Origin of the sequence: Amycolatopsis sp. CA-128772, from assembly GCF_002904295.1 — a bacterium.
Classification (GTDB): domain Bacteria; phylum Actinomycetota; class Actinomycetes; order Mycobacteriales; family Pseudonocardiaceae; genus Amycolatopsis.
In genome coordinates this window covers 127318-140862 of sequence record NZ_PPHG01000074.1, presented here as the reverse complement: position 1 = coordinate 140862, position 13545 = coordinate 127318, and the positions used below count along the sequence as shown (strand labels likewise).

Here is a 13545-nt window from a genome sequence, read left to right as displayed (position 1 = left end):
CCCGCCCTCCCTGGGGGCTGCCCCCGCTTCCAGCGTATCGGCGAGGTGCGACAAAACCCGCCCCCCGGCCACGCCGAGCGGCTCGGTTGTCCACATCACGGCCTGCCTGTGCACAACCGCCCGTGGCCGCCGAGGAGCCGAACGAAAAGGGCCCCGCACCGAGGTGCGGGGCCCTTCCGGAAACCTGAAACCTCAACGAGGCGCGGGCCCCGCCTGGTCGGACAGCATGCGCAGCGCGTTCGCCAGGCCGTTCACCAGCCCGCGCACGAGGTCGCCCTCCTTGAAGGACGCCACCATGCTCGCCACCGCCAGCTTGGCGCCGCGGTCCGGCAGGCGCACGTACGCCGCCTTGCCCGTGACTATTTCGATCAGGCGCTCGCCGGGCGAAACCGCGATCAGGACCGCGTTGGCCGGGTCCGCCGTCGTCGCGTGCAGCTTCTCCGCCGTCGCGCGGCTGTCCGCACCCAGCTCGCCCAGGTACAGGCTGAAGTCCAGGCCGGTCTCGCGGCTCGCGAACGTCAGAGCCTCGTCGAGACGGGCCAGCTGGCGCGTGGTGAACGGCCCGGCCGGCGCCGCCGGCTCGTACATCCTGGCCGTGGACACGCGCCCGGTCGCCATCAACGCCTCGCCGTAGCCCAGCTCGGACTCGTCGATGCGCTTCGTCAGCTCACCAGTTGCCACGAGCGCCTCCCGCCGCGGTCGGGGCGCCCTCGGGCGCGCTGTTCTCGGTGGCGGCGTGCCGATGCCCCGCACCCACCCCTTCGGGGTTGGCGCTCCACCACATGGCCGGGTACTCCCAGGCCTGGCCGGACCGGTGCCTCGGGGCACCGCCGGACCTGCGCCGGAGCGTCAGCAGCCCGGCGAGGCCGTAGATGGCCAGCGGGATCACGGCGAAGACCACGATCGTCTCGACAACGTTCACGGCGCTGAGCGTATCGGATGACCTCCACGACCACCGCGCGCGGCGCACTCGACCGTTCGTCGTAAGCCGACTGCCGTCCGCCGCTTGGCTCGCGGCGACTGGAACGTTGGGGCGAAGACCGTCGGGCCGAAAGGTTGCAACTCAACGTACAGGCGGCCGCACCCGCCGCTGTCATCTTGTCCGGGCCTTGAAATCCTCGTAGCTTTTTCACCTGTACGGGCCTTGCGCCCCGCTCCGCAGCCCCAGCAGGTAACGCACCGGTCCCAGGAGGCCCCGCCATGAACAGCGTCCAGACGCCCGCACAGGCGATCACCGAGGCCGTCTCGTCACTGAGCGACACCGAATTTGTCCCCGGAACGCGTGTGACGGCGGGCACAAGGGTTACCCGGGGTACACGCGTCACTCGCGGTACACGAGTGACCGCGGGAACGCGCGTCACCATGGGCACCCGGGTGACAGCGGGAACACGGGTCACCCGCGGGACCCGGGTCACGCGGGGCACGAGGGTCACGATGGGCACGAGGGTGACGGCGGGCACCCGGGTCACCTGCGGCACGCGGGTCACGCGAGGCACCCGCGTCACGCGGGGCACGCGAGTCACCATGGGCACCCGCGTCACCATGGGCACCCGCGTCACCTGCCAGAGCGACTACACGCTCGCTGCCTGACCCGTACTTCAGGGCCGCACGCACCACCTGAGCACCGCGCGCAAGCACCCGGCTCGCCCCGGTCGCCGCAAGGCCGCCGGGGCGCCGGCTTGTCCGGGGTGTGCTGCCCGGGGTCGACGCGCAGCCGGGAAGGCTGTGTCGTCTGGGGGGCGCCTGAGCCGAGAGCTTCGCCACCCGGCCGCCGGAGGCTGTGGCCACCGGGGCCACACCCCGAACCGGGGCTCAGCCACGACGGCCGCACGCCGGAACTCCGGCCCCCGGATCCCGCCGCCCGGAAGCCAGACCACCCCGGAGCCGTGCTCCGAACCGGGGCTCAGCCACGACGGCCGCGCGCCGGAACTCCGGCCTCTCGGATCCCGCAGCCGCGCCCCGAGCCGGAGCTCAGCCGCGAAGACCGCGCCCCGAAACTCCGGTCCCCGGATCCCGCCGCCCAGGCAGCCAGGCCACGCCGACCCCAGCGGGCCGCGAGCCCCGGCCCATCACCGGTCAGCAAGCCTCAGCCGGCGTGACCCGAGGCACCGATCGTCGCTCGACCGGGACCCAGATCGTCCGAAACTCCGCCACCCCGGCCACTCAAGCAGCGGAGCCGAGATACGGCCGCCAGAGCGGGTCGGCCTCCTTCGAGTGCGCCAGCAGCCGCCAATGAGGGCCGTGGGGGGCTCGGGGGACCACTCGCAGGCGCCAGCCGATCTCCGAGAGCATGCGGTCCGCCTTGCGGTGGTTGCACTTGGCGCAGCAGGCGACGCAGTTGGTCCAGCTGTGGGGGCCGCCGCGGCTGCGCGGGACCACGTGGTCGATCGTTTCGGCCCGCCCGCCGCAGTACGCGCAGCGGTACCGGTCGCGGTGCATGAGCCCCGCACGGGTCAGCGGCACCTTGGCGCGATACGGTACGCGCACGTACGTGCTGAGGCGGATCACCGAGGGCACCGGCAGCGACACCTTCGCCGAGTGCAGCTCGGTCCCGCCGGGGTCACCGTGGACCACCTCGGCCTTGCCGCACATCACGAGCACGACGGCACGCCGCAGCGGCAGCGCCGTCAGCGGCTCGAAGGTGGCGTTGAGCAGGAGCACCCGGCGCCGGCCCCAGGCCGGGGCGGCCGGATCCCGGCCTCTACTACGCTGTCCGGGCGGGCGGGTCACTCCCCCTGGGCGGGTCCCCGGCCCGGCCGGGACGGTTCCGCCGGATGCGGAACCCCCCGGATAGGCACGCAGAACCACCTCTGGCGCCTCGTCGGCCGTGGCTTGGCCGGAGACGCCGCGGGGGCTGGGTTGTCGGTCTGGCACTCGACCACCTCCAGGGGCGTAGGCATAGTCGACCACAGAACAGGCCCCCAGCGCACGTGTGTTACAAGACGTGTCACATCCCCGCGACCCAACATCCACTCGGCGTTGGGGTGGCCGACCCGATCGGAAGGATGAACGAAACCCCGTGCTCCCCCTGCTCACTTCCGCCAAGACGCCGTGCCTCGACGACGCCAGCACGTTCTGTGCCCAGGTGTTCACCGTGACGCACAACGAGTGGCTGGCGGGCTCGGCGAACTGGCTGATCACCAAGCCGGTCAAGATCCTGATGATCATCGTGATCGCGTTCGTGGTCCGCCTGCTGGTGCGACGGCTGATCAACCGCGTCACGACGCTGCCGAAGACCGGCGGCAAGCTCCCGTCGATGCTGCGCCCGCTGCGTGAGCGCGCCCCCGAGGTGCTCGGCTCCGCCGTCATCGAACGGCGCCGCCAGCGCGCGATGACCATCGGCTCGGTGCTGAAGTCGATGGCGACGTTCCTGATCTACGGCCTGGCGTTCATCCTCGTGCTGGGCGAACTCGGCATCAACCTGGGCCCCATCATCGCCTCGGCCGGCATCATCGGCGTCGCGATCGGGTTCGGCGCGCAGAACCTGGTCAAGGACTTCCTGTCCGGGATCTTCATGATGGTCGAGGACCAGTACGGCGTCGGCGACGTCGTGGACGTCGGCGAGGCGTCCGGCACGGTCGAGTCCGTCGGCCTCCGCATCACGACGCTGCGTGACGTCAAGGGCACGGTCTGGTACGTCCGCAACGGCGAGGTGCTGCGCGTCGGCAACTCCAGCCAGGGCTTCGCGGTGGCGGTCGTCGACGTCCCGCTCGGCTATACCGCCGACGTCGAACGCGCGACGACGGTGCTGGCGGACGCGGCGTCCGCGGCCACCGAGGGTGACGCGCTGAAGGACAATGTTCTCGAGCCGCCGGAGATGCTGGGTGTGGAAAGCGTCACACCGGAAGGGCTCTCCCTGCGCCTGACGGTGAAGGTGCGGCCGGGCAAGCAGTGGGCGGTGCAGCGGGCCCTGCGGGCCCAGCTGCTGGCCGCCCTGGAAGAGGCGGGCTTCGACCCGCCGCTCGGCCGGCTGTTCCCGTCCGCGGTTCCGGCGGCCCCGCCGGTCGAGAAGAAGGTCCGTCAGGCCGAGTAGTACTCGCGCAGGCCGGCGCGCCGGGCGGCCAGGTCCCGGTCGAGATCCGGGTCGTGCGCCAGGTGCTCGCGCAGGTCGGCCGCCACTTCGTCCCGATCGGGGTGGTCGCTGTGCTCGACGTGCTCGAGCGTCGCGGCCACCCCGGCGGGGAACAGCAGGAAGGCGTCGAGCCCGCTGCTGGTGTCGAAGCTCGTGTACTTGGCTTCGCTGAGCTGCCAGACGTCGTCGGCTTCGCCGCACTCGTGCAGCAGCAGCACGGCCAGCCCGAGGCTGTCGTCGTAGCCCCAGCCGTCTTCGTGGGACCGGATCTCCTGGTCCAGCAGGTAGCGGAGGAACGCGGCGTCGGCATCCCGGCGGTCCCGCAGCAGCAGGCGCAGGACCGCTTGCCGCGCCTCGGCGGCGGCGAGTTCGGGCCAGCGTTCGGGGTGGTCGCGCCAGTGGCCGAGGTCGGTCGTCACGAACGGAGACCGTAGCGAGGCGCGGTTACGCTGGGAAACGGATTTGCGACCATCCGGTATCAGCGGACCGGGCGTCGGGAACCCGGACCGGAAGGGCAAAATGGAAGGCGTGTCTGCAGTGAGCGAACCGGCGAACCTCTACGAAGCGGTCGGCGGCGAACCGACCTTCCGCCGGATCGTCGGGCGGTTCTACGAGGAGGTCGCGCGCGACGAGATCCTCCGCCCGCTCTACCCCGAGGAGGACCTCGGGCCGGCCGAGGAGCGGTTCCGGCTGTTCCTCATCCAGTACTGGGGCGGCCCGCACACCTACTCCGACCAGCGCGGGCACCCGCGCCTGCGGATGCGGCACGGGCCGTTCAAGATCGGGCCGCTCGAGCGGGACGCCTGGCTGCGCTGCATCCGGATCGCCGTCGACGAGGAGAACCTGGAAGAGCCGTACCGCGGTCAGCTCTGGGCCTACCTGGAGATGGCCGCGCACAGCATGATGAACAGCTTCGTCTGATGAGACGGGAAGCCTGGTGGCAGGACGCCGTCTTCTACCAGGTGTACGTCCGCTCGTTCGCCGACTCCGACGGTGACGGCGTCGGCGACCTGGAGGGCATCCACTCCCGCCTGGGTTACCTCGAGCTGCTGGGCGTCGACGCGCTGTGGCTGACGCCGTTCTACCGCTCCCCGATGGCCGACCACGGCTACGACATCGCCGACCCGCGGGACGTCGACCCGATGTTCGGCACCCTCGGCGACTTCGACGTGCTGCTCACCGAAGCGCACAAGCGGAACATCAAGGTCACCGTCGACGTGGTCCCCAACCACACCAGCAACCAGCACGCCTGGTTCAAGTCGGCGATGGCGGCCGCGCCGGGCAGCCCGGAGCGCGACCGGTACATCTTCCGCGACGGCGTCGGCCCGAAGGGCGAAGACCCGCCGAACAACTGGGTCAGCGCGTTCGGCGGGCCGGCCTGGACCCGCGTCCCGGACGGGCAGTGGTACCTGCACCTGTTCGCGCCGCAGCAGCCGGACCTGAACTGGGCCAACCCCGAGGTCGCCGCGGATCTGGAGCGGACCCTGCGGTTCTGGCTCGAACGCGGGGTCGACGGCTTCCGCATCGACGTCGCGCACGGCATGGCCAAACCGCCCGGCCTGCCCGACATGGACCCGCGCGCGGACCCGATGGGGCCGAGCCACTACTACGACCCGCGGTGGGACCACGACGGCGTCCACGAGATCCACCAGATGATCCGCAAGGTGCTCGACGAATTCCCGGACGCGATGGCCGTCGGCGAGATCTGGGTGACCGACGAGGAGCGGCTGTCGCGCTACCTGCGGCCCGACGAGCTGCACCTGGCGTTCAACTTCCGGCTGGTGCTGACCCACTTCGACGCCGACGCCATGCGCACGGCCATCGAGCGCTCCCTGGCGGTCCCGGGCCGCACGGGCGCCCCGGCGACCTGGACGCTGGGCAACCACGACGTCTGGCGCCAGGTCAGCCGCTACGGCGGCGGCGCTTCCGGGGTACGCCGGGCGCGGGCGATGGCGCTCGTGGAGCTGGCGCTGCCGGGTGCGGTGTACCTGTACAACGGCGAAGAGCTGGGGCTGGCGAACGTTCCGCTGTCGCCGTCGGACATGGCCGATCCGCGGGCCAAGACCAGCGGGGCGGAGTTCGGGCGGGACGTTTCGCGGGTTCCGCTGCCGTGGGAGGGCGACCTGCCGCCGTTCGGGTTCTCGCGCAACCCGCGCACGTGGCTGCCGATGCCGGCGGAGTGGGCCGGGCTGACGGTGGAGAAGCAGATCGAGGACGCGGATTCGACGCTCTCGCTGTACCGGCAGGCGCTCGAGCTGCGAAAGACACACCCGGCGTTCGGCGGCGACGAGCTGGAGTGGTACGGCGCACCGGCCGGGTGTTTCGCCTTCCGGCGGCGCGGGGGTGGGCTGGTTTGTGCGCTGAACACCTCGGCTTCGCCGATCGCGTTGCCGGCAGGTGAGGTGCTGCTGTCGAGCAGTCCGCTGGTCGAGGGGAAGCTGCCCGCCGATTCGGCCGCCTGGCTGGTCTGAGGGGTCTTTCCCCACCCCCCGCCGGATGTGGACAACTCCGGCCGCGGCGCACCTCGCCCGGCGTTTCCGTCGGTGGGCGCCGATACGCTGGAAGCGGGGGCAGCCCCCAGGGAGGGCGGGCCGCGCGCGGGGCCGGATTTCAGCCGGACTGGTTGCCCGAACCGTCGTCGAAGGCGCCGCTGGCCAGCCACGCCACCAGGGCCGCGGCCTGGAGGTAGGGCGCCGCCTGGGCAGCCGCCCGGCCCGCCGCACGCGTGCGGCCCCACCTCTCAGGTCTTTCCGCGGGCGATGGCGCCCGCTCGCCCGCCGGACGGTCCGTCCGCCACGGGGTCTCCTCGGCGCGCACGTCGTCGAGGAAGTCCGCGGTCGGGTCGTCGTCCGGGGTCATGCCTCCAGCGTGCCACCGCCCGCCGGAAAGCGGTGGCCGCCGTAAGCATTCCGTCAGAACAGCAGGGGCAGGAGCGCGTGCCGGCGCCGGACGATCGCGCCGTAGCGCGCGTCCAGCCGCAGCCACGAGTCCGTGGCCGTCACGCGGACGACGTCGCCCGGAACGTCCGAATCGACGAAGCCCATGCCGGACATCGCGAACAGGCAGCGCATCTGCACCTTGACCTCGACCGAGCCGCCGGTCACCGTCAGCACCGCCTGGTCCATCAGCGACGACGGCGGCGTGCCGTGCGGGCCTGCGTTGTCCCTGGCCAGGGTCACGCCGCGGTCGGCCAGCTCGGACACCACCCGCGCCGGGAGCTCGTCGACCAGGGGCCAGCGGCCGGACGGCGGCAGCTCGCCGTGCCAGAGCAGGTCGCGGGCCGGGCCCGGGTCCATCCGCGGCGCGCCCGCCACGGTCAGCGCCGCGAGCAGCTCGTTGCCGGACACCGTGACGTCGCCGGGGGTGACGTCGCCGGCCACCGCACGGGTGGCCAGGCACTCGAACGGCGTCGACGTCCAGGCCTCGACCACGCCGTCGCCGCGCTGCCGCAGCCGGACGGCCGTCTGGCCGTCCAGCCGGACCGCGCGGGCGACGAACGCGCCGAGGGTCTCCCGGTCGGCCGCGTCCGGCACGAACAACTCAGGCATCCGCGAACCCCTGCTTCAGAAACTCCGATTCGGCCGGGGTGAGCCTACGCGGCCGCAGTTCGACCGTGTCGTACGGCGCCAGCACCGTCTCCGCCGTGACCGCCACCGGCCCGTCCGGAGAAGGCCCGCCGTGCACCCGGTAGGCCAGCGTGAAGCTCGCCGCGCGCAGCTGCGTCAGGTCGATCTCGATCCGCAGCTGCTGCCCGGACACCACGATCGGCGCCTTGTACGCGACTTCGAGCCGCACCACGACGATGCCCTTGGGCAGCTGCTCCAGCCCCGCCTCCACCGCCGCCTCGAACAACAGCGGAATGCGGGCCTCTTCCAGCAGCGTCACCAGCTTCGCGTGGTTGATGTGGCCGTAGACGTCCATGTCCGTCCAGCGCGGGCGGACGTGCGCAACGTAGGTCACCGCACCGTGCTCCGGATCTGGCGGGCCGCCACCGAGAGGGTCGCCAGGTCGAGCCGGCCGGACTTGGTGATCTCGTCGAGCGCGACGCGCGCCCGCTGCAGGCGCGAGGCGTTCGTCTTTTCCCACTGGGCGATCTTGGCGTCCCCGGACGAGCCGGGGTCGCTGTGCCGCAACGCATCCAGCGTGATCGCGCGCAGCGAGCCGTAGACGTCGTCGCGCAGCGACAGCCGGGCCAGGGCGTGCCAGCGGTTGCCGCGTTCGAGCTTGCTGATCTCGGTGAGCATCGAGTCGATGTCCAGGTGCGCCGAGAGCGCGTAGTACAGCTCCGCCGTTTCGGCCGGGCTGTGCGTGGCGTCCACGCCGATCTGCTGCTCGGCGAGCTCGGCCACCTCGGTGACGTCGAGCAGGCCGAAGGTGTGCAGCAGCAGCGACACCCGGCGGGCCAGCTCGGCCGGCACGCCGCCGTCGATCAGCTCGTCCGCGTGCGCCTGCACCGACTCGGCTTCGCGGCCGCGGAGCAGGTCGCCGATCTTCGGGACCAGTTCGTTCAGCACCCGGCCGAAGCGCTTGATCTCCGACAGCGGGGCCAGCGGCTGCGGCCGGTTGGTGAGGAACCAGCGCGCGGCCCGGTCGAGCAGCCGGCGCGTCTCCAGCACCATCGAGTCGGCGACGTCGGTGTGCACGACGTTGTCGAGCGCGTCGATCTCCTTCCACAGCGCGGGAAGGTCGAACACCTGCGTCACGACCGCATACGCGCGCACGGCGTCCGTCGCGGTCGCGTTCATCTCCTCCATCAGCCGGTACACGAAGGAGATGCCGCCGCCGTCGACCACCTCGTTGGCGATCATCGTGGTGATGATCTGCCGGTGCAGCGGGTGCTCGCCGATGGCGTCCGCGAACCGCTCGCGCAGCGGCTTCGGGAAGTAGCCGGGCAGCCGGGCCGCGAAGACCTTCGAGTCGGGCAGGTCGCTGGCCAGCAGCTCGTCCTTCAGCTCCAGCTTGACGTGGGCCAGCAGGGTTGCCAGCTCCGGCGAGGTGAGGCCCTTGCCCGCCTTCTCCAGCTCGCGGAACTCCGAGTTGCTGGGCAGCGCTTCGAGCTTGCGGTCGAAGGCGCCGGCGGACACCAGGGCCTGGACCTGGCGCGCGTGCACCGAGAGCATCGGTGCGGCGTGCGCGCGGCTGACGCCGAGGACGGCGTTCTGCCGGTAGTTGTCCTTGAGCACCAGCGCGCCGACCTCGTCGGTCATCTCTTCCAGGAGCTCGTTGCGCTGTTCGCGCTCCAGCTTGCCGGTCTGGACGAGGTGGTCGAGCAGGATCTTGATGTTGACTTCGTGGTCGGAGCAGTCGACGCCGGCCGAGTTGTCGAGCGCGTCGGTGTTGATCTTGCCGCCGTTTCGGGCGAACTCGATCCGGCCCAGCTGGGTCAGGCCGAGGTTGCCGCCTTCGCCGAACACCTTGACGCGCAGCTGCCTGCCGTCGACGCGGATGGCGTCGTTGGCCTTGTCGCCGGCCGCCGCGTGGCTCTCGGTCTCCGCCTTGACGTAGGTGCCGATGCCGCCGTTCCAGAGCAGTTCGACCGGCGCCAGCAGGATCGCCTGGATCAGGTCCATCGGCGCCAGCGCGGTGACGCTGTCCTCGAGGCCGAGTGCCGTGCGGACCTGGGGGCTGATCGGGATCGACTTCGCCGTGCGCGGGTAGATGCCGCCGCCTTCGCTGATCAGCGAGCGGTCGTAGTCGTCCCACGAGCTGCGCGGCAGGTCGAACAGCCTGCGGCGCTCGGCGTACGACGTCGCCGCGTCGGGGTCCGGGTCGAGGAAGACGTGCATGTGGTTGAACGCCGCGACCAGCCGGATGTGCTCGGACAGCAGCATGCCGTTGCCGAAGACGTCACCCATCATGTCGCCGATGCCGACCACGGTGAAGTCCTCGGTCTGGGTGTCCTTGCCCAGCTCGCGGAAGTGCCGCTTGACGCTCTCCCAGGCGCCCTTCGCCGTGATGCCCATGGCCTTGTGGTCGTAGCCGACCGAGCCGCCGGAGGCGAAGGCGTCGCCCAGCCAGAAGCCGTACTGCGCGGACACCTCGTTCGCGATGTCGGAGAACTTCGCGGTGCCCTTGTCGGCCGCGACGACCAGGTAGGAGTCGTCGGCGTCGTGGCGGACCACCCCGGGCGCGGGCACGGTCTTGCCCTCGATCCGGTTGTCGGTCAGGTCGAGCAGGCCGGAGATGAACATGCGGTAGCAGGCGATGCCCTCGGTGAGCTGGGCGTCGCGGTCGATGCTCGCGTCGCCGCTCGGGGCCGGCGGGCGCTTGACGACGAACCCGCCCTTCGCGCCGACCGGCACGATCACCGCGTTCTTCACCGCCTGCGCCTTGACCAGGCCCAGGATCTCGGTGCGGAAGTCCTCGCGCCGGTCCGACCAGCGCAGGCCGCCGCGCGCGACTTCGCCGAAGCGCAGGTGCACGCCCTCGACGCGCGGCGAGTAGACGAAGATCTCGAACTTCGGCCGCGGCTCGGGCAGGTCCGGCACGCCGGCCGGGTCGAGCTTGATGGCCAGGAACGTCCGCGGCCGCCCGTCGGTGCCCATGACGTGGTAGTTCGTCCGCAGGGTGGCCCGGATGACGGCCATCAGGCGGCGCAGGATCCGGTCCTCGTCGAGGCTGGTGACCTCGTCGATCATCGCGTTCAGCTCGGCGGAAAGGCCTTCGGTGGCGGACTCGCGGTCGGCGTCGGCCAGCCTCGGGTCGAACCGGGCCTCGAACAGCCGGAGCAGCTTGGTCGCGACCTGCGTGTGGTTCAGCAGCGTGTTCTGGATGTAGTCCTGGGAGAACGCGCTGCCGGCCTGGCGCAGGTAGCGGGAGTAGGCGCGCAGCACGGCGGCCTGGCGCCAGGTGAGCCCGCCGCGCAGGACGAGCCCGTTGAGGCCGTCGACCTCGGCGTCGCCGCGCCAGGCGGCCTCGAAGGCGTCCTGGAAGCGCCCACGCAGCTCCTCGACGGCGTGCTCGTCGGACTCGTCGAGCATCTTCTGGTCGACGCGCAGGCCGAAGTCGTAGATCCAGCACGCGCCGCCGTCCTCGCGGTGCAGCTCGTACGGCCGCTCGTCGACCACCTCGACGCCCATCGCCTGCAGCACCGGGAGCACCTTCGAGAGCGTGACGCCCTCGCCGCGCAGGTAGAGCTTGAAGCGCCGCTCCCCCGGGCCGGCCTCGGCGGGCCGGTAGAACGACAGCGCGAGGTCGCCTTCGTCGGTGAGCGAGTCCAGCGAGCGGAGGTCGCCGAGGGCCTCTTCGGCGGTGAAGTCCTCCTTGTAGCCCTCGGGGAAGACCATCGCGAAGCGCTGGCCCTGCTCGGTCGCGGACTCCTCGCCGACGATCCCGACCGCGACGCCGCCGTCGGCGCGCTCCCGGCGTTCGTCGAGGACGGCCTCGACCATGCGGTCGTCCCAGGTGCGGACGGCGTCGTTCAGCCGGTCCTGGATCTTGAGCGTGTCCGGCTCGAGCCGGCGCGCCGGGTCGGTGTGCACGACGAAGTGCACCTGGGCCAGGACGGTCTCGCCGATCCGCGCGCTGTATTCGAGCTGGGTGCCTTCGAGCTCTTCGAGCAGGACTTCCTGCATCGCCAGCCGCGAGCGCGTGGTGTAGCGGTCGCGCGGGAGGTAGACGAGGCAGGAGTAGAAGCGGCCGTAGGGGTCGCGGCGCAGGAACAGCCGCAACCGGCGGCGGTCGGCGAGGGTGATCGCGCCGGTCGTCGTCGAGTACAGCGAGTCGGTGTCGGCGGAGAACAGGTCGGCGCGCGGCCAGTTCTGCAGGATTTCCAGCATCCGCTGGCCGGAGAACGACTCGATCGGGAAGCCGGCGCGGTGGATGACCTCGCGGACCCGCTTGCCCACCACCGGGATGTCGAGGACGTTCTCGTGCAGCGCGGTGGTGGTGAACATGCCGAGGAAGCGGTGTTCGCCGGTGACGTTGCCCTCGGTGTCGAAGGTCTTCACCCCGACGTAGTACGGGTAGACCGGCCGGTGCACGGTCGAGGGCGCGCTGGCCTGGGTCAGCACCAGCAGTGACGGCGCGAACGCGGACGCGGCGGTGTCCGGGCCGGCGGTCAGGCCGCGGGCGGCGAGGCTGTCCTGGCGCAGCACGCCGAGGCCGGAGGCCAGGACCGCGCGCAGGGCCGGCTCGTCCGAGTCCGGGTGCGGGTTCTCGACCAGCTCGTAGCGGCGGTAGCCGAGGAAGGTGAAGTGGCCGTCGGCCAGCCAGCGCAGCAGCCGGGCGCCCTCGGCGACCTCCCCCTCGGGCAGCTGCGGCGGGGCGGTCTCCAGTTCGCTCGCGAGCTGGCACGCCGTTTGAGCCATCTTCTCGGCGTCCTCGACGACCTCGCGGACGTCACCGAGCACGCTGGAGAGCCGGTTGTCGAGCTCGCGGGCGCGGTTGCGGTCGGTGACGAAGTCGATCTCGATGTACATCCACGACTCGGCGGCCGAGTTCGCGGGCGGCTCGGCCGGGTCCGCTTCGGGGTGGACCTCGAGCAGCTCGCCGGTGAGGTCGCGGCTGACCACCACGATCGGGTGAACGATCCGCTGCACCTGCACGCCGTCCCGGGCGAACTCGGCGGCGATGGAGTCGACGAGGTACGGCATGTCATCGGTGACGACCTGCACGACGGTGGCTTCCCGCGCCCACCCGTCTTCGGCGACGGTGGGGTTCAGCAGCCGCACGGCCGGGCGGCCGGGCATCCGGGACTTGGCCAGCTGCAGGTGCGAGCGGACGGCCCCGACCAGGTTGACGGGCTCGTCGCCGACGATCTCTTCGGGCGGGATGTGCCGGTAGTAGAGCCGGATGAGCTCACCGATCTCCGGCGCCAGCCCGGCCGCGGCGTCGATCAGGTCGTCCCTGATCTGCTCCGGGCTGGCCGGGGAGCGCTGGCCGAATCCGGGTTCGGCGTCGGCTCCGGTTCCGGGTAGGGACGAGACTCCGGTCGAGCTCATTTGAGGCAACTCTCCAGTTTGCGTGAGGTGGCACCGCGCCGGTTCGGCGTTGAACCGGCCACCCCACACTAATGCGCCGGATCCGGGACCACATGAAGACCCGGAGGTTGCCGGCAGCGCGAAAACCCTTTCCGGGCACCGGATTCGCGTGATCGGTCAAGCTACTGACGGGTTGCGTTCCCGGGTCCCGCGCGGCGCTGACCAGCCCGGCTGGAGGGGCGTTACCTGCAGCGAAGCCGACGTGATCGGTTCAGTTGATCGGCCGGGGTGCCGTTCGGCGAACGCTGTCGGCCAGTCGGCGACGCCGGGATGCGACGGATCCCACTGGGTTGGCGCCCGGGCAGGTCGGCGACGGGTAGGGGTGTCTCGGCGACTGGACCCGGGGTGGACGGCTCCGGCGGGGCGCCCGGACGACGGCAAAACTGTCGGTGCCGGCCGGTAGCGTGGAAAACGGGGGCGCCCCCGCGCGGCTCGGTGCGCCGGGCGGTGTCAGTGGCCGCGGGAGTCCGATACCTGGGCGCTGAGCCACGC

The 13545-nt window shown here is 71.5% G+C and carries 12 protein-coding genes; 4 read left to right on the top strand and 8 right to left on the bottom strand.

Features of this window, described 5'->3' with window-relative positions; all coding sequences use genetic code 11:
- Positions 1-192: 192 nt before the first annotated feature.
- A complete protein-coding gene (locus C2L59_RS28715; protein WP_103352642.1) occupies positions 193-681 on the bottom strand; it encodes a DUF5130 family protein in 489 nt (162 codons plus the stop codon).
- Positions 668-922: a hypothetical protein gene (locus C2L59_RS28710; RefSeq protein WP_103352641.1), complete on the bottom strand. Its 255-nt coding sequence runs from the start codon at positions 920-922 to the stop codon at positions 668-670. Before C2L59_RS28710 ends, C2L59_RS28715 begins: the two co-directional genes overlap by 14 nt.
- Before the next feature lie 512 nt (positions 923-1434).
- Between C2L59_RS28710 and C2L59_RS50465 the strand changes: the two genes are divergently transcribed.
- On the top strand, positions 1435-1590 hold the full coding sequence (locus tag C2L59_RS50465; protein WP_370444790.1) for a hypothetical protein: 156 nt from the start codon (positions 1435-1437) through the stop codon (positions 1588-1590).
- Between the two features lie 573 nt (positions 1591-2163).
- Here C2L59_RS50465 and C2L59_RS28700 read toward each other — a convergent pair.
- Positions 2164-2661: an HNH endonuclease gene (locus C2L59_RS28700; RefSeq protein ID WP_103352639.1), complete on the bottom strand. Its 498-nt coding sequence runs from the start codon at positions 2659-2661 to the stop codon at positions 2164-2166.
- Between the two features lie 358 nt (positions 2662-3019).
- Here C2L59_RS28700 and C2L59_RS28695 point away from each other — a divergent pair, with 358 nt between their 5' ends.
- Positions 3020-4033 carry a mechanosensitive ion channel family protein gene (locus C2L59_RS28695; protein WP_199199296.1) on the top strand — a complete coding sequence of 338 codons (1014 nt, stop codon included), beginning with the start codon at positions 3020-3022 and terminating at the stop codon, positions 4031-4033.
- On the opposite strand, the gene C2L59_RS28690 is transcribed toward C2L59_RS28695, so the two are convergent.
- Complete coding sequence (locus tag C2L59_RS28690; protein ID WP_103352638.1) at positions 4021-4491, bottom strand: hypothetical protein; 471 nt, start codon at positions 4489-4491, stop codon at positions 4021-4023. The two genes, C2L59_RS28695 and C2L59_RS28690, sit on opposite strands and share 13 nt — an antisense overlap.
- A 118-nt stretch (positions 4492-4609) precedes the next feature.
- On the opposite strand from C2L59_RS28690, the gene C2L59_RS28685 reads away from it, so the two are divergent.
- Both C2L59_RS28685 and C2L59_RS28680 read left to right on the top strand, forming a co-directional pair.
- A complete protein-coding gene (locus C2L59_RS28685) occupies positions 4610-4993 on the top strand; it encodes a globin (protein ID WP_103352637.1) in 384 nt (127 codons plus the stop codon).
- Positions 4993-6543: a glycoside hydrolase family 13 protein gene (locus tag C2L59_RS28680; RefSeq protein WP_103352636.1), complete on the top strand. Its 1551-nt coding sequence runs from the start codon at positions 4993-4995 to the stop codon at positions 6541-6543. Before C2L59_RS28685 ends, C2L59_RS28680 begins: the two co-directional genes overlap by 1 nt.
- Before the next feature lie 139 nt (positions 6544-6682).
- On the opposite strand, the gene C2L59_RS28675 is transcribed toward C2L59_RS28680, so the two are convergent.
- From C2L59_RS28675 to C2L59_RS28660, 4 genes are read right to left on the bottom strand one after another with little or no spacing between them, the layout of a single operon-like run.
- The gene (locus tag C2L59_RS28675; protein WP_103352635.1) at positions 6683-6931 is read right to left on the bottom strand and encodes a hypothetical protein; all 249 of its coding nucleotides are present in this window, start codon (positions 6929-6931) and stop codon (positions 6683-6685) included.
- 53 nt (positions 6932-6984) lie between these two features.
- Positions 6985-7620 carry a hypothetical protein gene (locus C2L59_RS28670; protein WP_103352634.1) on the bottom strand — a complete coding sequence of 212 codons (636 nt, stop codon included), beginning with the start codon at positions 7618-7620 and terminating at the stop codon, positions 6985-6987.
- Entirely contained in the window at positions 7613-8032 is a 420-nt protein-coding gene (locus tag C2L59_RS28665) for a thioesterase family protein (protein WP_103352633.1), read from the bottom strand. Before C2L59_RS28665 ends, C2L59_RS28670 begins: the two co-directional genes overlap by 8 nt.
- Entirely contained in the window at positions 8029-13014 is a 4986-nt protein-coding gene (locus C2L59_RS28660; RefSeq protein ID WP_103352632.1) for an NAD-glutamate dehydrogenase, read from the bottom strand. Before C2L59_RS28660 ends, C2L59_RS28665 begins: the two co-directional genes overlap by 4 nt.
- Positions 13015-13545: the final 531 nt, after the last annotated feature.

Coding starts and splice junctions, on each gene's coding strand:
- C2L59_RS28680 (WP_103352636.1), top strand. CDS start 4,993: ATGAGACGGGAAGCCTGGTGGCAGGACGCCGTCTTCTACCAGGTGTAC.
- C2L59_RS28670 (WP_103352634.1), bottom strand. CDS start 7,620: ATGCCTGAGTTGTTCGTGCCGGACGCGGCCGACCGGGAGACCCTCGGC.
- C2L59_RS28675 (WP_103352635.1), bottom strand. CDS start 6,931: ATGACCCCGGACGACGACCCGACCGCGGACTTCCTCGACGACGTGCGC.
- C2L59_RS28660 (WP_103352632.1), bottom strand. CDS start 13,014: ATGAGCTCGACCGGAGTCTCGTCCCTACCCGGAACCGGAGCCGACGCC.
- C2L59_RS50465 (WP_370444790.1), top strand. CDS start 1,435: ATGGGCACGAGGGTGACGGCGGGCACCCGGGTCACCTGCGGCACGCGG.